Below are 19,829 nucleotides of genomic sequence, written 5' to 3'. Positions count from 1 at the left end.
ATGCTGCAACCAGCACGCAGAAAGTATCGTAAAGAGCAGAAAGGCCGTAATACCGGTATTTCGCACAGCCGCGGCACCGCCGTGTCGTTTGGCGAATTCGGTCTGAAGGCAGTTGCGCGCGGTCGTATCACTGCGCGTCAAATTGAAGCGGCGCGTCGTGCAATGACGCGTCACATCAAGCGCGGTGGCCGTATCTGGATCCGTATTTTCCCGGACAAACCGATTTCGAACAAACCGGCTGAAGTCCGTATGGGTAACGGTAAAGGTAATCCTGAGTACTACGTCGCTGAAATTCAGCCAGGTAAAGTACTGTACGAAATGGATGGCGTTGATGAAGCGCTGGCACGGGAAGCATTCCGTCTTGCCGCCGCTAAACTGCCACTGGCGACGACGTTTGTCATCCGCCAAGTCGGCCAATAATTGGAGTTGTATATGAAAGCATCTGAACTCCGCGGCAAGGACCAGCCAGCTCTGCAAAAAGAGCTGAATGACCTGTTGAAGGCACAGTTCGGCCTGCGCATGCAAATCGCTACGCAGCAGCTGAGCAACACTTCGCAGCTCAAGAAGGTACGCCGCGATATCGCGCGTGTGAAGACGGTAATGAATCTGAAGGAAGCCAAATGAACGAACCAGTGAAACAGTCGCTCAAGCGCACGCTGATCGGTAAAGTGGTTTCGGACAAGATGGACAAGACCGTTACCGTTCTGATCGAGCGCCACGTAAAACATCCTTTGTATGGCAAGATCATCATGCGTTCGAACAAGTATCACGCGCATGACGAGACCAACCAAGTCAAGGCCGGTGACACGGTCGAGATCCAGGAAGGTCGCCCGATCTCCAAAACGAAGGCATGGACGGTGACACGTGTGGTTCAAGCCGCACCAACCGTTTAAATAAAAACCACCGTTTCGGCGGTGGCTTTTAATTAGTACTTGCAGGCCCGCAAATTGTATGTAATACTTGCGGGCTTCGTTCATGTAACGCCGCAAAGTGTCTGGCCACAGACAGTAGCATTCGCGGTCAGTTGATGTATGAAGGTCATGCACCCAAACAGTGAAGCCCAGCAGGGCGGCTCTGGCGGGACCAAGACTGACCGTGGGTCTACATTGTGTGGATTCTTCGGCTTAAGTTGGGAAAGAGAATACTATGATTCAAACTGAAAGCCGGCTCGAAGTGGCTGACAATACCGGTGCCAAAGAAGTAATGTGCATCAAGGTATTGGGCGGCTCCAAGCGCCGTTATGCTGGCATTGGCGATGTGATCAAGGTAACCGTTAAGGTTGCTGCGCCACGTGGCCGTGTCAAAAAAGGTGAAATTTATAACGCCGTGGTTGTGCGCACCGCTAAAGGTGTTCGCCGCCAAGACGGTTCCCTGGTGAAGTTCGACGGCAATGCCGCCGTTCTGTTGAACGCCAAGCTGGAACCGATCGGTACCCGTATTTTTGGACCTGTCACGCGCGAACTGCGCACTGAGAAGTTCATGAAAATCGTGTCCCTGGCACCGGAAGTCCTGTAAGGAGTCGTAATGGATAAGATTCGTAAAAACGACGAAGTCATCGTTCTGACCGGGAAAGACAAGGGCAAACGTGGTGTGGTACAGCAGCGTATCGATGCTGAACATATCGTGGTTGACGGCATTAACATCGCTAAAAAAGCGACTAAGCCAAACCCGATGACTGGCGTAACTGGTGGTATCGTCGATAAGACCATGCCAATTCACGTGTCCAACGTTGCATTGTTTAATGCAGCGACTGGCAAGGCAGATCGCGTGGGTTTCAAAGAAGTGGACGGCAAGAAAGTTCGCATCTTTAAATCCTCCGGCGAAGTAGTGAAGGCTTAAGAAATCATGGCACGTCTCCAAGAATTCTATAAAGAAAAAGTCGTTGCCGACCTGACCAGCAAGTTTGGTTACAAGTCGGTAATGGAAGTTCCACGCCTGACCAAGATCACCCTGAACATGGGTGTTGGTGAGGCTATCGCGGATAAAAAAGTTCTCGAGCACGCAGTTGCTGACTTGACCAAGATCGCCGGCCAGAAGCCAGTGACCACCAAGTCCCGCAAAGCGATCGCAGGCTTCAAAATCCGTGAAGGTTACCCGATCGGTACGATGGTCACCCTGCGCGGCGCTCGCATGTACGAGTTCCTGGATCGCTTCATTACCGTGGCTCTGCCGCGCGTGCGCGATTTCCGTGGTGTGAACGGCCGTGCATTTGATGGTCGTGGCAACTACAACATCGGTGTCAAGGAACAGATCATTTTCCCTGAAATCGAATACGACAAGATTGACGCGTTGCGCGGTATGAATATCAGCATCACGACAACCGCTAAGACCGATGACGAAGCCAAAGCTTTGCTCGCCGCCTTTAAATTCCCTTTCAGGAACTGATCATGGCCAAACTGTCACTGATTAATCGTGAGATCAAGCGTGCTGACCTGGTGGCGAAATTCGCCCCTAAGCGCGAAGCTCTCAAGGCCATCGTCGATGACCAATCGAAATCGGAAGAAGAGCGCTACGAAGCTCGCCTGAAATTGCAGGCGCTGCCACGTAACTCGAATCCGACGCGTCAACGTAACCGTTGCGCCATCACTGGTCGTCCGCGCGGCACATTCCGTAAATTCGGTCTGGGTCGTATCAAGCTCCGTGAATTCGCCATGCGTGGTGAAATTCCGGGTATGACAAAAGCAAGCTGGTAATAGGAGAATATGCAATGAGTATGAGCGATCCTATCGCCGATATGCTGACCCGCATTCGCAATGCACAAGGCGTGCAAAAGACGACCGTGGCCATGCCATCGTCGAAAGTCAAAATTGCGATTGCCAGCGTCCTGAAGGACGAGGGTTACATTGAAGATTTCGCTGTTGCCGAAGCTGGTGGCAAAGCGGAACTGAAAATCGGTTTGAAGTATTATGTTGGCCGTCCCGTCATTGAGCGCTTGGAGCGCGTGTCCCGTCCGGGTCTGCGCGTCTACAAGGGTAAAGACGAGATCCCTGTTGTGATGAATGGCTTGGGTGTGGCGATCGTGTCGACTCCGCAAGGCGTCATGACTGACCGCAAAGCACGCGCTACCGGTGTCGGCGGCGAAGTTATTTGCTACGTGGCTTAAGGAGTTACACATGTCTCGAGTAGCTAAAATGCCTATCGTAGTGCCAGCTGGCGCCGAAGTCGCCATCTCCGCACAAGCGATCACCGTAAAAGGCCCGCTGGGCGTACTTTCCCAGGCCCTCACCGGCCAGGTCAAAGTGGAAAACAATGCAGGAACCCTGAGTTTCGACGTGGCGAACGACAGCCGCGAAGCCAATGCCATGTCCGGCACGCTGCGCGCACTGGTCAACAACATGGTTGTTGGCGTCACCAAGGGTTTCGAGAAAAAGCTGAACCTGGTAGGCGTGGGTTACAAGGCGCAAGCTCAAGGCGACAAGCTGAATCTGTCCCTGGGTTTCTCGCACCCTGTAGTGCATGACATGCCAGCTGGCGTTACCTGCGCAACACCAACCCCGACCGAGATCCTGATTAAAGGTATCGACCGTCAACAGGTTGGCCAGGTAGCCGCTGAAGTTCGTGCTTACCGCGCTCCTGAGCCTTATAAAGGCAAGGGCGTTCGCTATGCGGACGAAGTGGTTAAGCTTAAAGAAACCAAGAAGAAGTAATTAGGGGCTGACGATGGATAAGAAAGAATCACGGCTTCGCCGCGGACGCCAAACCCGCATCAAGATTGCGGAATTGAAAGTAAATCGCTTGTCGGTGCATCGCACCAACCTGCACATTTACGCCAACCTGATCAGCCCGGACGCTAAAGTCCTGGTTTCGGCCTCGACGGCTGAAGCGGAAGTTCGCGCTGAACTGGCAGGCCAATCCGGCAAAGGCGGCAATGCCGCTGCTGCAGCCTTGATCGGCAAGCGCGTCGCTGAAAAAGCGTTGAAAGCAGGGATTACCGAAGTTGCGTTTGACCGCTCCGGTTTCCGTTACCACGGCCGTGTGAAAGCGTTGGCAGAAGCCGCACGCGAAGCCGGTCTGAAGTTCTAAGGATCAATCATGGCAAAAATGCAAGCAAAAATGCAAAGCGACAAGCCGGATGATGGCATGCGCGAAAAAATGATCGCGATCAACCGCGTGACCAAAGTGGTCAAGGGTGGTCGTATCATGGGTTTCGCCGCGCTGACCGTAGTTGGTGATGGCGATGGCCGCGTCGGCATGGGCAAGGGCAAATCGAAAGAAGTGCCAGTTGGCGTGCAGAAGGCAATGGAAGAAGCCCGTCGCAACCTGATCAAAGTACCGCTCAAAAACGGTACCTTGCATCACACGGTTGTTGGTCGTCACGGCGCCTCCAAGGTCCTGATGAACCCAGCTAAGCCTGGTACTGGCGTTATCGCTGGTGGCGCAATGCGCGCTATCTTCGAAGTGATGGGCGTGACGGACGTGGTGGCGAAATCCACCGGTTCGAACAACCCATACAACCTGGTACGCGCTACGCTGGACGGCCTGTCGAAAATGAGCACTGCTTCCGATATCGCTGCCAAACGCGGCAAGTCGGTCGAAGACATTCTGGCTTAAGGTGGACAAAATGACAAACACAGTCAAAGTGCAATTGGTCAAGGGCTTGATCGGTACGCGCGAATCGCATCGCGCTACCGTGCGCGGTCTGGGTCTGCGTCGTGTAAATTCGGTTTCCGAATTGCAAGACACCCCATCCGTACGCGGCATGATCAATAAAGTATCGTATCTCGTTAAAGTTGTCGGGTAAGCCTTCGGGCTTACACGAACGGAGCAAATCATGGAATTGAATACTATTGCACCAGCCGAAGGCGCTAAGCACTACAAGCGTCGCGTCGGTCGCGGTATCGGCTCCGGCCTGGGTAAAACCTCGGGTCGTGGTCACAAAGGTCAGAAATCGCGTTCGGGCGGCTTTCATAAAGTCGGTTTCGAAGGCGGTCAGATGCCTCTGCAACGCCGTCTGCCTAAGCGCGGTTTCAAATCGATGCACGCAACCTTCAAAGCTGAAGTGCGCCTGTCCGATCTGAACAACCTGGCTGTTGGCGATGTCGACATTCTGGTCTTGAAGCAAGCTGGCGTTCTGGGCGTGTTGGCCCGTGACGTGCGCGTGATCTTGTCCGGCGAAATCACCAAAGCGGTGAATTTGAAGGGCTTGAAAGTGTCCGCTGGCGCGAAAGCAGCCATCGAAGCAGCCGGCGGCTCGGTAGCCTGAGTTGACCGCTAACAGCTTGATCGGAGCGAAAATTGGCGACTAATCCACAACTTGCTAAAAGTGCAGCGGCCGGTTTCCCTTGGGGACGGCTCTGGTTTTTGCTTGGCGCATTGGTGGTTTATCGTATCGGTGCTCACGTCCCGGTTCCCGGGATTGACCCGACACAATTAGCCTCGCTGTTCAAGGAGCACGAAGGCGGCGTCTTGGGCATGTTCAACATGTTCTCGGGCGGTGCCTTGTCTCGTTTTACAGTGTTTGCGCTGGGTATCATGCCTTATATCTCGGCCTCGATCATCATGCAATTGCTGTCGATCGTGTCACCGCAGATGGAAGCGTTGAAAAAAGAAGGCGAAGCAGGTCGTCGCAAGATCACCCAGTACACCCGGTATTTCACGGTTGCCCTGGCACTGTTCCAAGCGTTAGGCATTGCAGTCGCACTGGAGTCGCAAGCTGGTCTGGTGTTGGAACCTGGTCTTGCATTCCGCTTCGTGACGGTCGTCACTTTGTTGACCGGAACAATGTTTTTGATGTGGTTGGGTGAGCAAATTACCGAGCGTGGCTTGGGGAATGGCATCTCGATCATCATTTTTGCCGGGATTGCAGCAGGTCTGCCGTCGGCGTTGGGTGGCTTGTTCACTCAGGTGTCGAATGGTTCGATCGGCAGCTTCAGCGCGATTTTCATCGTGATCCTGGTAGCACTGGTAACGTACTTCGTTGTATTCGTCGAACGTGGTCAGCGCAAAATATTGGTCAATTACGCGAAGCGCCAGGTAGGCAACAAGATTTATGGCGGTCAAACCAGCCATTTGCCGTTGAAGCTGAACATGGCCGGCGTGATCCCGCCGATCTTTGCTTCTTCGATCATCTTGTTCCCGGCCACTATCGTGGACTGGTTTTCAAAGGGCGCCGACAACGCTAACCCTGCGGTGCGGTTCTTGAAAGATTTGGCAGCATCGATGGGGCCTGGTGAGCCTATCCATGCGCTGTTGTACGCAGTGGCGATCGTGTTTTTCTGTTTCTTCTATACAGCGCTGGTCTTTAACAGCAAGGAAACAGCGGATAACTTGAAGAAAAGCGGTGCGTTCATTCCCGGGATCCGTCCAGGCGAACAGACAGCCCGTTACATTGACAAGATCCTGACACGCTTGACACTTGCCGGCGCAGTCTACATCACCCTGGTGTGTTTATTGCCGGAATTTATGCAAGCCCAGTGGAAAGTACCATTCTATTTCGGCGGTACTTCTTTATTGATTATTGTAGTTGTCACCATGGATTTCATGGCGCAAGTACAGAACTACGTGATGTCGCAGCAATATGATTCACTGCTGCGCAAAGCAAATTTCAAGGGCGGAATTCCGACGCGTTAAGCGCGGTAAACATACCGAATGGCAAAAGACGACGTCATACAGATGCAGGGCGAGATTCTTGAGAATCTCCCAAATGCAACATTTCGAGTGAAGCTGGAGAACGGACACGTGGTGCTCGGGCATATTTCAGGTAAAATGCGGATGAACTATATTCGCATTCTCCCTGGAGACAAGGTGACGGTGGAGTTAACGCCGTACGACCTGAGCCGAGCCCGCATTGTGTTCCGTACCAAGTAACACACTGAATCAAACCAAAGAAGCGAAAGAAAGAGCCCAAAAATGAAAGTTCTCGCATCAGTCAAGCGGATCTGCCGCAACTGCAAGATCATCAAGCGCAAAGGCGTAGTCCGCGTTATCTGCGTGGAACCACGTCACAAGCAGCGTCAAGGTTAATCGAGGAATAACAAATGGCACGTATTGCAGGGGTTAATATCCCAAATCATCAGCATACCGTTATCGGCCTGACGGCCATCTACGGTGTGGGCCGTCCACGCGCAGAGAAAATCTGTGCATCGACCGGTGTAGCAACCAACAAAAAGATCAAAGATCTGGATGACAGCGAACTGGAAAAGCTGCGCGATGAAGTAGGTAAATTCATCGTCGAAGGCGATCTGCGTCGTGAACTGTCCATGAACATCAAGCGTTTGATGGATCTGGGTTGCTACCGCGGCATGCGTCATCGTAAGGGTCTGCCTTGCCGTGGCCAGCGTACGCGTACGAACGCACGTACCCGCAAGGGACCGCGTAAAGCCGCTCAATCGCTGAAAAAATAATCCGCTAGGGAATAATTATGGCTAAGTCGCAAAATAACGCCGCATCAGCACGCGTGCGTAAAAAAGTTAAAAAGAACGTCGCTGAAGGCATCGCACATGTCCACGCTTCGTTCAATAACACCATCATTACCATCACCGATCGTCAAGGCAATGCCTTGTCGTGGGCTACCTCCGGCGGTGCAGGCTTCAAGGGTTCGCGTAAATCGACCCCATTCGCAGCGCAGGTCGCCGCGGAAGCCGCTGGTAAAGTGGCTGTTGAGTGTGGCGTGAAGAACCTGGAAGTACGTATCAAGGGCCCAGGTCCTGGTCGTGAATCCGCCGTTCGCGCGCTGAACAACCTGGGCATCAAGATCACCGAGATCCAGGACGTGACGCCGGTACCGCACAACGGTTGCCGTCCACCGAAACGTCGTCGTATCTAAGATAGTGTTGCAGAGGGCGCTTCGGCGCCAGCTGCTTTGCTGTCTGTTGTAACTCAGTACAGTTGTGTGAAAACGCTGGAGCAGGGAGCCGGAAACGGTTATACTGCCCGGCTGTTCTTGCCTGTCAAATTCTGTTTGACGGGTTTTTCGTTTTCAGCCACCGTCTGATTGAAACCAAATCAGACTAGCGCCTAACCGCATCAGTGTGTTTGATCATGCATGTGGCTGGGGCGTTATCATTTAAAAAAAGGAAGTATCGTGGCACGTTATATCGGACCTAAAGCAAAACTTTCCCGCCGTGAAGGTACAGACCTGTTCCTGAAGAGCGCACGTCGCTCGCTGGACAGCAAGTGCAAACTGGACGTCAAGCCAGGCCAGCACGGTGTCAAATCCGGCGCCCGCACCTCGGACTACGGTAACCAACTGCGCGAAAAGCAAAAAGTCAAGCGCATGTACGGCGTGCTGGAACGTCAATTCCGCCGCTACTTCGCTGAAGCAGACCGTCGTAAAGGCAACACCGGCGAAACGCTGTTGAAGTTGCTGGAAACGCGTCTGGACAACGTTTGCTACCGCATGGGCTTTGGCTCGACCCGCGCTGAAGCGCGTCAATTGGTCAGCCACAAAGCGTTCACCGTGAACGGTATCGTTGTGAACATCGCTTCGTACGCAGTCAAAGTTGGCGACATCGTTGCTGTTCGTGAAAAATCGAAAAAGCAAGTGCGTATCGTTGAAGCACTGTCGCTGGCTGAACAAGTTGGTATGCCTAGCTGGGTTTCGGTTGATGCCAAGAAAATGGAAGGCACCTTCAAGTCCCTGCCAGAGCGTAACGAAATCGCTAACGACGTCAACGAATCGCTGATCGTCGAGCTGTACTCGCGTTAATAGTAGTTAGCAAGACTCCCGCCCACTCACTTTCTTGAGTGGGCGTTTTACTAATGCCATCAGCCTTATCGGTGTAATGAGCCGAGGGTATTGAAAAGGACATTTCATGCAAAACAGTTTGTTGAAGCCACGTATTATCGATGTTGAAGCTCTCGGTGCAGGTCACGCCAAGGTCGTGATGGAACCGTTCGAGCGCGGCTATGGCCACACATTGGGTAACGCGTTGCGCCGCGTTCTGCTGTCGTCGATGGTAGGCTACGCGCCGACCGAAGTGACGATCGCCGGCGTCGTCCACGAATATTCCTCCCTCGATGGCGTGCAAGAAGACGTCGTCGATCTGTTACTGAACTTGAAGGGTGTGGTTTTCAAAGTCCACAACCGCGATTCGGTAACCCTGACCCTGAAAAAAGAAGGTGAAGGCGCGATCCTGGCCTCCGATATCGACCTGCCGCATGACGTCGAACTGATCAACCCTGACCACGTGATCGCCCACCTGACCGCTGGTGGCAAGCTGGACATGCAGATCAAGGTTGAAAAAGGCCGCGGCTACGTTCCTGGTAACGTGCGTCGTCTGTCGGAAGACACGAACAAGACCATCGGCCGCATCATTCTGGATGCGTCGTTCTCGCCAGTGCGCCGTGTATCGTACTTCGTTGAATCGGCCCGCGTTGAACAGCGTACCGACCTGGACAAGCTGATCATCAACATCGAAACCAACGGCGTGATCTCGCCGGAAGAAGCGATCCGCCAGTCGGCCCGCGTCCTGGTGGACCAGTTGAATGTGTTCGCTGCCCTGGAAGGCACGGAAGCCGCCGCCGAAGCGCCATCGCGCGCTCCGCTGGTCGATCCTATCCTGTTGCGTCCAGTCGACGACCTGGAGTTGACCGTGCGTTCGGCGAACTGCCTGAAAGCGGAAAACATCTACTACATCGGCGACCTGATCCAACGTTCGGAAAACGAACTGCTGAAAACGCCAAACCTGGGCCGCAAGTCCCTGAACGAAATCAAGGAAGTGCTGGCATCGCGCGGCTTGACCTTGGGCATGAAGCTGGAAAACTGGCCGCCTGCCGGCCTGGAAAAGTAATTCGTAGTTGTAGCAAACTGCCTGGGACAGGTGTCCCAGGCTTTTATTTTGTAGCACCAAACCGGCCCGCGATGAAGCTTCTGCCTCATTGATCGAAGAGCTGGAATTTAAACACTCACCGAAAGGATTTATCATGCGTCACGGTCACGGCCTCCGTAAACTGAATCGTACCTCGTCCCACCGTCTGGCAATGCTGCGCAACATGACAGTATCGCTGCTGCGTCACGAAGCGATCAAAACCACCCTGCCAAAAGCAAAAGAACTGCGCCGCGTTGTCGAGCCAATTCTGACCCTGGGCAAAACCGACTCCCTGGCAAACAAGCGTCTGGCCTTCAACCGCCTGCGCGACCGTGAAATGGTCGTCAAACTGTTCGCTGAACTGGGCCCACGTTTCGCCAACCGTAACGGTGGTTATGTACGTATCCTGAAAATGGGTTTCCGCGTCGGCGATAACGCTCCTATGGCGTTCGTTGAACTGATGGATCGTCCAGATACGACCGAAGCAGTTGAAGTTGCTGGCGAGTAATCCCAGTAATTGCATCTAAGAAAGCCAGGCCTAGCCTGGCTTTTTTGTTTTCTGCTGCAGCTATCCTTGCTGCGGTGTACTATTCTTCTTTCGCGCCGGCCCGGCACAAGCGCTGCCTGCTCCGCGCGACTCTTGTCGAATGGCACAGCTGATGCCGCAGAAAAAGGTTGTTCATGTCCCGTTTCCCTTCCAGCGCCACCGCGCGCGCCGCTCCCCTACATCAACTGCTGATCTGGCTTGCCACCTGTATGCTGCTGGCCATGGCCGTCTTTGGCAGCAATCATGCCCGCGCCGACGATGAATTCCTCGACCCCGAGCTGGCGTTTAAATTTTCCGCCCGCATGCAGGATCCGTCCACCATCGCCGTCACGTATGTGATTGCAGATGGCTACTATATGTACCACGAGCGCTTCAAGTTCGAAGCCGTGGGCGCCAAGCTGGGTACGCCCGTGTATCCGAAGGGCAAGGTCAAGTTCGACGACACTTTCCAGAAGAACGTGGAAACCTTCCGCAAGACCCTCACCATCACCATTTCCGTGGAAGCGGGTGGCGCGTTCACCCTGAAGGCGACGGGCCAGGGCTGTTCGGACAAGGGCCTGTGCTATGCGCCGCAGGATGCCACGGCCCAGCTGGTGGGCGGTGGCGGCGGCCAGAGCATGGCGCCGGGCGGCTTGCCGTCGAAATTCGCCTTGCCGGCCGCGCCGGCAGTCGACACGGCCGCCGTCAACGGCCCGCAGGCGCAGGCGTCGCCTGGCGTGTCCGTGATGAGCATTCCCCAGGCCGATATCACCAGCACGCCCGAGCCGGTAGCAGCAGCGCCTGTGGCGGCCAGCCCTGCGCCCGCGCAAAGCGAGACGGGCAAGATCGAAGCGGCCCTGAAGGGCGGCAAGCTGCTCGTCATCGTGCCCCTGTTCATGCTGCTGGGCCTGGGCCTGGCATTTACGCCGTGCGTGCTGCCGATGGTGCCGATTTTGTCGTCGATCATCATCGGCGATGGCGCCAAGGTCAGCCGTTCGCGCGGCTTGCTGCTGTCGCTGACGTACGCGCTGGGCATGGCCATCGTCTACACGGCGCTGGGCGTGGCGGCCGGCCTGGCAGGCGAAGGCTTGGCGGCCCAGCTGCAAAACCCGTGGGTGCTGGGCTTCTTTGCCCTGCTGATGGCGGGCCTGGCGCTGTCGATGTTCGGCTTGTATGAGCTGCAAGTGCCGGCTTTCCTGCAAGGCAAGCTGACGTCCGTGTCGAACCAGCAATCGTCGGGCCGCCTGGCGGGCGTGTTCGTCATGGGCGCCATTTCCGCCCTGATCGTGGGGCCCTGCGTGGCCGCGCCGCTGGCCGGCGCCTTGCTATACATCAGCCAGACGCGCGACGTCGTCATCGGCGGCAGCGCCTTGTTTGCCATGGCGGTGGGCATGAGCGTACCTCTGCTGTTGGTCGGCGTGTCGGCCGGCACCTTGCTGCCCCGCGCCGGCGCCTGGATGGATGCCGTCAAGCGCTTCTTTGGCGTACTGCAACTGGGCGTGGCCTGGTGGCTGGTCTCGCCCGTGCTGCCGGGCGCCGTGCAGATGCTGGGCTGGACGGTGCTGTTCGTCGGCTACGGCATGTATTTGCTGGTGGGCAAGAGCGGCGCGAAGAACGCCTGGATTGCCAAGGCATTCGGCCTCGTGTTTGCCGTGCTGGGCGCGATGCAACTGGTGGGCGTGGCCAGCGGTGGCCGCGATCCGCTTGCGCCGCTGGCCCACCTCGGCGGTGGGCAAGTGCACGCGCAGCCGTTTATGCGCGTAAAGACCGTGGCGCAGCTCGATGCGGCGCTGGCGCAGTTGAACGGCAAGCCGGCCCTGCTGGACTTTTATGCGGACTGGTGCGTGTCCTGCATCGAAATGGAAAAACTGACCTTCGTCGATCCCGCCGTGCGCGAGAAGATGGGGCAAGCCGTGCTGCTGCAAGTGGACGTGACGGCCAATGATGCTGACGACAAGGCCATGCTGAAACGTTTTCAGCTGTTCGGCCCGCCGGGCATCATCATGTTCAACCCGCAAGGGCAGGAAATCGCCCAGTCGCGCGTGATCGGCTTCCAGAACGCCGCCACCTTCCTGACCTCGTTGCGCAAGCTCGACGGGCAGTAAGCGGTCACTTGTCTCGCCAATAAGAAAAAGCCTGCATTGCAGGCTTTTTCTGTGTTTGCACCCGCTACAACTTAGCCGGCTTTGGGATGCTGCTGCATGCCGTCGTGACCGCCATGGTGCCCACCGCGGTGGCCGCCGTGCTTGCCGCCAGGCACGCTGTCGTCAAACACTTTCTTTTGCTCCGGGGTCAGCACGGCATAAAAGGTTTTCAGCGAGGCCAGGCGGCTTTCTTGGTTCGCGATGCGCTCCTTCGACATGGCGATCCATTGCTCCATGCGTTCCGGCGCCGACAGCTTGGCCATCGCTTCGCGCTTGGCTTTCCAATCGCCCATCGGTTTTTTCGGCGCATTGGCGGCCGTGAAAGTGGCCCAGGCCGGTTCCTGCGCGGCCGTCAGCTTCAGTTTGTCGTGCAGGCGGGCCTGGTACTTGGCCATGCGCTCGGCCGGGTTGCCGCCGCGGTGGCCTTCATGTTGCATCTTGGTGCTGGCGGCAGGCGCGCTGGCGGCCGCTTCCTGGGCGTGGACGGTCAGCGATGCCGCACCCATGCCGAGTACGCTCATGGCGATGATCAAATTCTTGCGCAAGGTTGTCATTGAGGCGTTCATCTGGATTCCTTTGTAAAAGTGAGGGATGTACATGTTGCTGCACATGAATCCATGTTGGACGCGCCATGTTTCCCCGAAGTGTCCGCTGCCAGACAGTTTGTATCTATATGTTTCTTCGGGTCTCCTATATACAAGACGATACAAATGCGCTGTGCAAGGCCGGGGGAAGTGGGGATAATTCGTACCATGGAACCCACTTCTACAATTCTCATCGTCGACGATGACCGCGATATCCGCAGCTTGCTGGCGGACTACCTGGAAACGAACGCCTACCGCACCCTGGGCGCGGCAGATGGCACGGCCATGTGGAAAATCCTCGACGAAACGCGGCCCGACTTGATCGTGCTGGACTTGAACCTGCCCGGCGACGATGGCCTGACCCTGTGCCGCAAGCTGCGCGCCCAATCGACGGTGCCGGTGATCATGTTGACGGCGCGCAATGAGCCGCTGGACCGCATCCTGGGCCTGGAAATGGGCGCCGACGATTACTTGCCGAAACCGTTCGAACCGCGCGAATTGCTGGCGCGCATACGCAGCGTGCTGCGCCGCAGCCATGCCATGCCGTCGAACGTGCCTTCGGACAAGGCGCAGCAAATCCGCTTTTCCGGCTGGACCCTGGACTTGACGGCGCGCCACCTGCTCAATCCCAGTGGCCTCGTGATCATGTTGTCGGGGGCGGAGTTCCGCTTGCTGCGCGTGTTCCTGGAACACCCGAACCGCGTGCTCAACCGCGACCAGCTGCTGAACCTGACGCAGGGGCGCGACGCCGACCCGTTCGACCGCTCGATCGATATCCAGATCAGCCGCCTGCGGCAAAAGCTCGGTGAAGATGCCCGCTTGCCGCAAATCATCAAGACCGTGCGCAACGGCGGCTACGTGCTGGCCGGCCAGGTCAATGTGGAGCCGCACGCGTGAAGGCCTTCCTGGGGTCGATGACGGGCCGCGTCTTCATGTTCCTGCTGATCGGCATCGTCGCATCGGCCGCGCTGACGCAGTGGCTGGCCGTGGGCGAACGCCAGCGCGCCATCGAGCAATACCGCGACTACCACGCCGTCGAGCGGGCCGAGCAGCTGGTGATGGCGGCCGACGTGGTGCCGCTGGCCTCGCGCGCCGCCTACCTGAAAGTGGCCAACAAGGGCAGCGTGCGCCTGGAACTGCGTCCTGAAACGGAACATACGCCCGGCGCGCCGACGGAGTTTTCCACCGCGCTGCAAGCCAAGCTGGGCGAAGGTTTCAAGGTCAGCGCGCTGGCCGAACGCCCGGCCGCCTGTGTCAAACCGCGCCAGACGCCGGGCATGTTTGCCGCCAAGCCATGGGGCGGCACGTGCGAAAACCTCGATGTGCGCATGCAGGATGGCCACGTGCTGCGCCTGATGGTTTTGCCGCCGCGCCAGCAGCCGCCGTTCAACGAACACAACGACTGGATGACCTTGCTGCCTTTCCTGATCAGCATCGCCATCCTCGCCTACCTGGTCACGCGCATGACCATGCGCCCGCTCAAGCAACTGGCGCAGGCGGCGAAAGACCTGGGCAACGATATCAACCATCCGCCGCTGACCCTGTCGGGCGCCAGCGAGATCCGCCAGGCCAGCGCCGCCTTCAATGCCATGCAGGCGCGCATCCGCCAGCATATTTCCCAGCGCACACAAATGCTGGCAGCCATCACGCACGACTTGCAGACGCCGCTGACGCGCTTGCGTTTGCGCCTGGAAAAAGTGGCCGATACGGAATTGTATGACCGCCTCGTGGGCGATTTGTCGGCCATGCAGAGCATGGTCAAGGAAGGGCTGGATCTGGCCCGTTCGATGGATAGCACGGAAGCGATGCAGGCGCTGGATCTCGATTCCCTGTTGGATAGCGTCTGTTCCGACGCAGCTGATGCCGGCCAGAAAGTCACCCTGAATGGGCAGGCAGGCATGGCCTTGATGGCGCGTCCGATCGCCATGCGGCGCTGCCTGGTGAACTTGATCGACAATGCCGTCAAATATGGCCTGTACGCGCAAGTTGCCGTCGAGCGCATCCCGGGTGCCGCGCGCATCCGCATCCGAGACGGGGGGCCAGGCATTGCGCCAGATCAATTGGCTAAAGTGTTCGAACCGTTTTACCGCATCGAGACTTCGCGTTCGCGCGAATCGGGCGGCACGGGCCTGGGCTTGACCATCGCGCGCAATATCGCCGAACAGCATGGCGCCACGGTTTCACTGCTCAATCATGTCGACGGTGGACTGGAAGTCACCCTGATCGTGCCTGAGTATTACGCAGGAAAGTGAGCATTTCCGTGCGACAATATTGTGCTTTATGCCCCCCTGGCAACTACCTTCAACCTGCAGCCCTGCGCTGCGACAGCGTGACAGAACAATGAAAAAGACTAGTCTGGCAATCCTCGTGGGTGCGGCCCTGTGTATCGGCGGCGGCATCTGGTATTTCAATCATCAGCCCGGCGCGGCGAGCGGTGGGCAGGATGGTAAAGGGGGCAAGGGCGGACAGGCGCCGACGACGGTGAGCGTGGTCGTTCCGGTGCGCCAGGACGTGCCGATGGTGCTGCAAGCCAATGGCAGCGTGATGCCGATCAGCAGCGTCGACTTGCACCCGCAGACGACCAGCACGATTACCAAGGTGCATATCCGCGAAGGCCAGTTCGTCAAGCAGGGCGAGCTGATGTTCACTCTCGATGCGCGCAGCGAGCACGCGAATGTCGACAAGGCGCAGGCGCAGGTCTTGCGCGACCGCGCCTCGGTGCAGGACTTCGAGCGCCAGCTCAAGCGCAGCCAGGATTTGCTGAGCAAGAACTTTATTGCTCAGGGCGCCGTCGATACCCTGCAAAGCCAGCTCGACGCGGCACGCGCCTTGCTGGCTGCCGACCAGGCCGCCTTGCGCGCCGCCCAGGTCGATTCCAGCTACACCGTCCTGCGCGCGCCGCAGGCGGGCAGGGTAGGGGCCATCAATGTCTATGCGGGCAGCCTGGTGCAGCCGACCACGTCGCTCACCAGCATCACCCAGCTCGACCCGATCGACGTGTCGTTCACCTTGCCGGAAAGCAGCCTGTCGGGCTTGCTGGCGGCGCAAAAGGCGGGTGAGGTGCCTGTCACGGCGCTGTTGTCCGATGCGGGCGGCAAGCAGCTCGACGGCAAACTGAACTTTATCGACAATGCCGTCGATTCCGCCACCGGCGTGATCCGGATCAAGGCGCGGTTCAATAATGGCGGCACCGATTTGTGGCCAGGCCAGTACGTGAATACGCAGCTGACCGTGCGCACCCTCAAGGATGCGCTGGTGATCCCGCAAAACGCCATCATCACGAGTACTTCCGGCACCTTCGTGTACTCGATGGAGGCGGACAGTACGGCCAAGATGCGCAAGATTACCCGCGTGTACGCGTTCGGGCCGAGCGCCGTCGTCACCGGCCTGGCAGGCGATGAAAAAGTCATCGTCGATGGCAAGCAGAACTTGCGTCCAGGCAGCAAGGTGCGTCTGGCGGAAAAACACAAGGCCGCCGATGGCGCCGCCGCACCGCAGGGCAAGCCAGCATGAACCTGTCCGAACTGAGCATCCGCCGCCCCGTCATGGTGGTGCTGCTGTCCCTCTCCGTCATCCTGGCCGGCGTGCTGGCCTATCTGCAAATTCCCGTGGCGGCCTTGCCGAGCTACAACACGCCCGTCATCAACGTCAGTGCCGACCTGGCCGGCGCCAGCCCGGAAACCATGGCCTCGTCGGTGGCCTTGCCACTGGAAAAACAATTTTCCACCATTTCCGGCCTCAGCCTGATCACGTCCACGAGCACGCTGGGCAATACCTCGCTGACCCTGGAATTTGACGCCAGCATCAATGTCAACGAGGCGGCCGTCGACGTGCAAGCCGCGCTGCTGCGCGCGCAGCGCCAGTTGCCGACGGAAATGACGGATTTGCCATCCTATCGCAAGGTCAATCCCGCCGATGCGCCGGTGCTGTTCATCCAGATGACGTCGCCATCGCTGAACTTGTCGGATCTCAACGATTATGCGGAAAACCTGATCGCCCCGAGCTTGTCGACCCTGCCTGGCGTGGCCCAGGTGATCGTGAATGGCCAGAAGCGCTTTGCCGTGCGCGTGCGCGCCCGTGCCGACCTGATGAATGCGCGCAACCTGACGATGGACGAGTTGGCCACCGCCTTGCGCACTTCGAACACGAATTCCCCGCTGGGCATCCTTGACGGCCCGAGCCAGACCCTGACCATCCAGGGCAATCCGCAAATGATGAAAGCGGCCGATTTTGCCGAATTGATCGTCGCCAGCCGCAACGGCCAGCCCGTGCGCCTGAAGGACGTGGCCGAGGTGGAAGACAGCTTTCAATCGATCAAGGCCGTCGGCAGTTTCAATGGCGAGCGCTCGATCAGCCTGATGGTGCAGCGCCAACCGGATGCCAACACCGTGCAAGTGGTCGATGGCGTGCGCCGTTTGTTGCCTGGGTTCAAGGAACAATTGCCGCAATCGATACAGATCAGTCTGGTTAACGACCGTTCGCTGTCGATACGCGAAGCTATCCACGACGTCAATTTGACCTTGGCCCTGACGGTGGTGCTGGTGGTGCTGGTGATCTTCCTGTTCCTGCACCGCGCGGCCGCCACCTTCATTCCTGCCGTCACCATGCCGATTTCCCTGCTGGGCGCCCTGGCCCTGCTGTACTGGCTCGGCTACAGCCTCGACAACGTCTCGCTGCTGGGCATTACCCTGGCCGTCGGCTTGGTTGTCGACGATGCCATCGTGGTGCTGGAAAACATCGTGCGCCATATCGAGATGGGCAAGAAACCGATACGCGCGGCCCTGGAAGGGGCGAAAGAGATGGGCTTTACCATCATCTCGATTTCCGTCTCGCTGGTGGCCGTGTTCATCCCCATCTTCTTCATGCCGGGCGTGATCGGCTTGCTGTTCCATGAGTTCGCCGTTGTCGTCTCGCTGGCCGTGCTGGTGTCCGCCATCGTCTCGCTGACCCTGGTGCCGATGCTGGCCAGCCGCTTCCTGCCGGCCGATTCGCGCGAGCACAATGGCAGCGACCCCAGCCATGGCGAAAAAACCTTCATCGGCCGCCATTTCGAAGCGGGTTTCACGAAATTGCGCAACGGTTACGTGCATCTGCTCGACAAGGCCCTGGCGCACCGCAACGTGGTGCTGTTCGTTGCCGTGTGTACCTTTGCGCTGACGGTGCTGTTGTACGCCACGATACCGAAGGGTTTCTTCCCGGAAGAAGATCTGGGCCAGATCCAGGTCAATACGGAAGCGTCGGAAGACATTTCCTCGGCGGCACTGCAGGATTTGCAAGCCCGCGTGGCGGCCGTGCTCAAGGCGGACCCCAGCGTGCAGGATGTGACCTCGTTCGTCGGCGGCGGCAACACGGGCCGCATGTTCATGGTCTTGAAACCGCGCAACGAGCGGCCGAAAATGCCCGTGGTGCTGGAAAACCTGCGCCGCGCGACGAGTACCGTGCCCGGCATGGCCGTGTATTTCCGCCCCGTGCAAAACTTGCAGCTGGGCGGACGCCAGAGCAAGAGCCGCTACCAGTACACCTTGCAAAGCGTCAGTCCCGACGCCTTGAATGACTGGGCGGAAAAGTTTATTGCCGGAATGCGCACGGATCCGGCCTTCCGCGACGTCACCAGCGATTCGCAGATCAAGGGCTTGCAGGCGTCGCTCAGGATAGACCGCGACAAGGCCAATTTGCTGGGCGTGCAAATGTCCGACATCCGCACGGCCCTGTACAGCGCTTTTGGCGAGCGGCAAGTGTCGACCATCTATTCGTCGGCAGCCAGCTATTACGTGATCCTGGAGGCGGCCACGGCAGACCGCCAGTACGACGATGCGCTCACACGCGTGTCCGTGCGCAGCAAGACGGGCGAACTGGTGAAACTGTCGAGTATTGCCTACGTGGAACGCACGATCGGGCCCACGTCCGTGAATCACCAGGGGCAGTTGCAGGCTGTTACCATCGCCTTCAACCTGGCGCCGGACGTGCCGCTGGGCATCGCCACGGGCAAGATCGACGCGATGGCCAAGGACATGAGCTTGCCGGCCTCCATCATCACGCGCTACGGCGGCGACGCGGCCGTGTTCCAGAGCTCGCAGTCCAGCCAGATCATCCTCATCATTGCCGCGCTGGCCGTGATCTACGTGCTGCTCGGCGTGTTGTATGAGAGCTATATCCACCCGCTGACCATCCTGGCCGGCTTGCCATCGGCGGCCGTGGGGGCGCTGCTGACCTTGCGCCTGTTCGGCATGGACCTGACCATGATCGCCATCATCGGCATTTTGATGCTGATCGGCATCGTCAAGAAAAACGCCATCATGATGATCGACTTCGCCCTGCATGCGCAGCGCAACGACGGTCTGGCGCCGGCGGAGGCCATCCGCCAGGCTTGCATCCTGCGTTTCCGTCCCATCATGATGACGTCGGCGGCGGCCTTGATGGGCGCCTTGCCGATCGCCCTGGGCCTGGGCGCCGGTGCCGAACTGCGACAGCCGCTGGGCCTGGCCGTGGTCGGTGGCTTGCTCTTTTCGCAAGTCATTACCTTGTTCATCACCCCCGTGATCTATCTGTTCCTGGACAAGTACAGCGGCACGGGACCGTTGACGGACGAGCAATTGGTGGCGCTCGATAACAAGGCCTGATCCGCCGCACGGCCAGCACCGGCGCCCCGTTCCTGAGTGAATGCGGCGCCGGTTTTGTATGGGCCGTGATACATACGGTAACAACCGTCAAGGGACGGCTAGGGTACGCTGATACCGCTGCAAGGAATGTCGCTATCCTGTACGCTTCGGGTTGGAAATGCCGAGGAAGTGTTCCCAAAAGCAAGGGACTCTGGCACTATGGCTGC

General features: G+C 57.9%; 27 protein-coding genes. 26 read left to right on the top strand and 1 reads right to left on the bottom strand.

Features of this window, described 5'->3' with window-relative positions:
• The 22 genes from rplP (at position 1) to dsbD (ending at position 12,380) form a co-directional block, all read left to right on the top strand.
• Positions 1 to 420, top strand: a complete 420-nt coding sequence (rplP, locus tag O0881_RS17770; RefSeq protein WP_034753201.1) for a 50S ribosomal protein L16 — start codon at positions 1 to 3, stop codon at positions 418 to 420.
• Between the two features lie 12 nt (positions 421 to 432).
• Entirely contained in the window at positions 433 to 624 is a 192-nt protein-coding gene (gene rpmC, locus O0881_RS17765) for a 50S ribosomal protein L29 (protein ID WP_010394412.1), read from the top strand.
• On the top strand, positions 621 to 893 hold the full coding sequence (gene rpsQ / locus O0881_RS17760) for a 30S ribosomal protein S17 (RefSeq protein WP_010394415.1): 273 nt from the start codon (positions 621 to 623) through the stop codon (positions 891 to 893). The genes rpmC and rpsQ overlap by 4 nt, the downstream gene beginning before the upstream one ends.
• Before the next feature lie 253 nt (positions 894 to 1,146).
• Entirely contained in the window at positions 1,147 to 1,515 is a 369-nt protein-coding gene (gene rplN / locus O0881_RS17755; protein ID WP_008444317.1) for a 50S ribosomal protein L14, read from the top strand.
• Between the two features lie 9 nt (positions 1,516 to 1,524).
• Positions 1,525 to 1,839, top strand: a complete 315-nt coding sequence (rplX, locus tag O0881_RS17750; RefSeq protein ID WP_034753204.1) for a 50S ribosomal protein L24 — start codon at positions 1,525 to 1,527, stop codon at positions 1,837 to 1,839.
• 6 nt (positions 1,840 to 1,845) lie between these two features.
• Positions 1,846 to 2,385 (top strand): 50S ribosomal protein L5, encoded by a 540-nt coding sequence (rplE, locus tag O0881_RS17745; RefSeq protein ID WP_010394421.1) that lies wholly within the window; start codon positions 1,846 to 1,848, stop codon positions 2,383 to 2,385.
• 2 nt (positions 2,386 to 2,387) lie between these two features.
• Positions 2,388 to 2,693, top strand: a complete 306-nt coding sequence (rpsN, locus tag O0881_RS17740) for a 30S ribosomal protein S14 (RefSeq protein ID WP_010394423.1) — start codon at positions 2,388 to 2,390, stop codon at positions 2,691 to 2,693.
• 14 nt (positions 2,694 to 2,707) lie between these two features.
• Positions 2,708 to 3,103: a 30S ribosomal protein S8 gene (rpsH, locus tag O0881_RS17735; RefSeq protein WP_034753208.1), complete on the top strand. Its 396-nt coding sequence runs from the start codon at positions 2,708 to 2,710 to the stop codon at positions 3,101 to 3,103.
• A gap of 10 nt (positions 3,104 to 3,113) precedes the next feature.
• Positions 3,114 to 3,647: a 50S ribosomal protein L6 gene (rplF, locus tag O0881_RS17730; protein WP_034778281.1), complete on the top strand. Its 534-nt coding sequence runs from the start codon at positions 3,114 to 3,116 to the stop codon at positions 3,645 to 3,647.
• Between the two features lie 13 nt (positions 3,648 to 3,660).
• On the top strand, positions 3,661 to 4,023 hold the full coding sequence (gene rplR, locus O0881_RS17725; RefSeq protein WP_010394431.1) for a 50S ribosomal protein L18: 363 nt from the start codon (positions 3,661 to 3,663) through the stop codon (positions 4,021 to 4,023).
• A gap of 9 nt (positions 4,024 to 4,032) precedes the next feature.
• On the top strand, positions 4,033 to 4,551 hold the full coding sequence (gene rpsE, locus O0881_RS17720; RefSeq protein ID WP_010394433.1) for a 30S ribosomal protein S5: 519 nt from the start codon (positions 4,033 to 4,035) through the stop codon (positions 4,549 to 4,551).
• Positions 4,552 to 4,561: 10 nt separating this feature from the next.
• Positions 4,562 to 4,741: a 50S ribosomal protein L30 gene (gene rpmD / locus O0881_RS17715; protein ID WP_010394435.1), complete on the top strand. Its 180-nt coding sequence runs from the start codon at positions 4,562 to 4,564 to the stop codon at positions 4,739 to 4,741.
• Between the two features lie 30 nt (positions 4,742 to 4,771).
• Complete coding sequence (rplO, locus tag O0881_RS17710; protein WP_034753211.1) at positions 4,772 to 5,203, top strand: 50S ribosomal protein L15; 432 nt, start codon at positions 4,772 to 4,774, stop codon at positions 5,201 to 5,203.
• Positions 5,204 to 5,235: 32 nt separating this feature from the next.
• Positions 5,236 to 6,570 (top strand): preprotein translocase subunit SecY, encoded by a 1,335-nt coding sequence (gene secY / locus O0881_RS17705; protein WP_010394438.1) that lies wholly within the window; start codon positions 5,236 to 5,238, stop codon positions 6,568 to 6,570.
• Between the two features lie 18 nt (positions 6,571 to 6,588).
• Positions 6,589 to 6,807 (top strand): translation initiation factor IF-1, encoded by a 219-nt coding sequence (infA, locus tag O0881_RS17700; RefSeq protein ID WP_005663428.1) that lies wholly within the window; start codon positions 6,589 to 6,591, stop codon positions 6,805 to 6,807.
• Positions 6,808 to 6,849: 42 nt separating this feature from the next.
• Positions 6,850 to 6,963, top strand: a complete 114-nt coding sequence (gene rpmJ, locus O0881_RS17695; protein ID WP_010394471.1) for a 50S ribosomal protein L36 — start codon at positions 6,850 to 6,852, stop codon at positions 6,961 to 6,963.
• 14 nt (positions 6,964 to 6,977) lie between these two features.
• Positions 6,978 to 7,343, top strand: coding sequence for a 30S ribosomal protein S13 (rpsM, locus tag O0881_RS17690; RefSeq protein ID WP_046681666.1), 366 nt, complete (start codon positions 6,978 to 6,980; stop codon positions 7,341 to 7,343).
• 17 nt (positions 7,344 to 7,360) lie between these two features.
• A complete protein-coding gene (gene rpsK, locus O0881_RS17685; RefSeq protein ID WP_010394475.1) occupies positions 7,361 to 7,765 on the top strand; it encodes a 30S ribosomal protein S11 in 405 nt (134 codons plus the stop codon).
• Between the two features lie 258 nt (positions 7,766 to 8,023).
• Positions 8,024 to 8,647: a 30S ribosomal protein S4 gene (gene rpsD / locus O0881_RS17680; RefSeq protein WP_010394478.1), complete on the top strand. Its 624-nt coding sequence runs from the start codon at positions 8,024 to 8,026 to the stop codon at positions 8,645 to 8,647.
• 106 nt (positions 8,648 to 8,753) lie between these two features.
• Positions 8,754 to 9,731: a DNA-directed RNA polymerase subunit alpha gene (gene rpoA / locus O0881_RS17675; RefSeq protein WP_008444343.1), complete on the top strand. Its 978-nt coding sequence runs from the start codon at positions 8,754 to 8,756 to the stop codon at positions 9,729 to 9,731.
• A 133-nt stretch (positions 9,732 to 9,864) separates the two neighbouring features.
• Positions 9,865 to 10,257, top strand: a complete 393-nt coding sequence (rplQ, locus tag O0881_RS17670; RefSeq protein WP_034753219.1) for a 50S ribosomal protein L17 — start codon at positions 9,865 to 9,867, stop codon at positions 10,255 to 10,257.
• Between the two features lie 248 nt (positions 10,258 to 10,505).
• Positions 10,506 to 12,380 (top strand): protein-disulfide reductase DsbD, encoded by a 1,875-nt coding sequence (gene dsbD / locus O0881_RS17665; protein ID WP_289912648.1) that lies wholly within the window; start codon positions 10,506 to 10,508, stop codon positions 12,378 to 12,380.
• 71 nt (positions 12,381 to 12,451) lie between these two features.
• Here the strand turns inward: dsbD and O0881_RS17660 are convergent, their stop codons facing one another.
• On the bottom strand, positions 12,452 to 12,985 hold the full coding sequence (locus O0881_RS17660) for a Spy/CpxP family protein refolding chaperone (protein WP_289905793.1): 534 nt from the start codon (positions 12,983 to 12,985) through the stop codon (positions 12,452 to 12,454).
• 186 nt (positions 12,986 to 13,171) lie between these two features.
• Here O0881_RS17660 and O0881_RS17655 point away from each other — a divergent pair, with 186 nt between their 5' ends.
• From O0881_RS17655 to O0881_RS17640, 4 genes are all read left to right on the top strand, one after another.
• Positions 13,172 to 13,900 carry a response regulator gene (locus O0881_RS17655; RefSeq protein ID WP_034753223.1) on the top strand — a complete coding sequence of 243 codons (729 nt, stop codon included), beginning with the start codon at positions 13,172 to 13,174 and terminating at the stop codon, positions 13,898 to 13,900.
• Positions 13,897 to 15,255 (top strand): ATP-binding protein, encoded by a 1,359-nt coding sequence (locus O0881_RS17650; RefSeq protein WP_099665736.1) that lies wholly within the window; start codon positions 13,897 to 13,899, stop codon positions 15,253 to 15,255. Before O0881_RS17655 ends, O0881_RS17650 begins: the two co-directional genes overlap by 4 nt.
• 88 nt (positions 15,256 to 15,343) lie before the next feature.
• Positions 15,344 to 16,516: an efflux RND transporter periplasmic adaptor subunit gene (locus tag O0881_RS17645; RefSeq protein ID WP_099665735.1), complete on the top strand. Its 1,173-nt coding sequence runs from the start codon at positions 15,344 to 15,346 to the stop codon at positions 16,514 to 16,516.
• Positions 16,513 to 19,623, top strand: a complete 3,111-nt coding sequence (locus O0881_RS17640) for an efflux RND transporter permease subunit (RefSeq protein ID WP_289912397.1) — start codon at positions 16,513 to 16,515, stop codon at positions 19,621 to 19,623. The genes O0881_RS17645 and O0881_RS17640 overlap by 4 nt, the downstream gene beginning before the upstream one ends.
• The last annotated feature ends 206 nt before the right edge of the window (positions 19,624 to 19,829 follow it).

The organism is Janthinobacterium sp. SUN100 (genome assembly GCF_030397705.1).
Classification (GTDB): domain Bacteria; phylum Pseudomonadota; class Gammaproteobacteria; order Burkholderiales; family Burkholderiaceae_D; genus Janthinobacterium; species Janthinobacterium kumbetense.
Note: the sequence above shows the minus strand (reverse complement) of the source record. Positions and strands in the feature narration are given on the sequence as shown.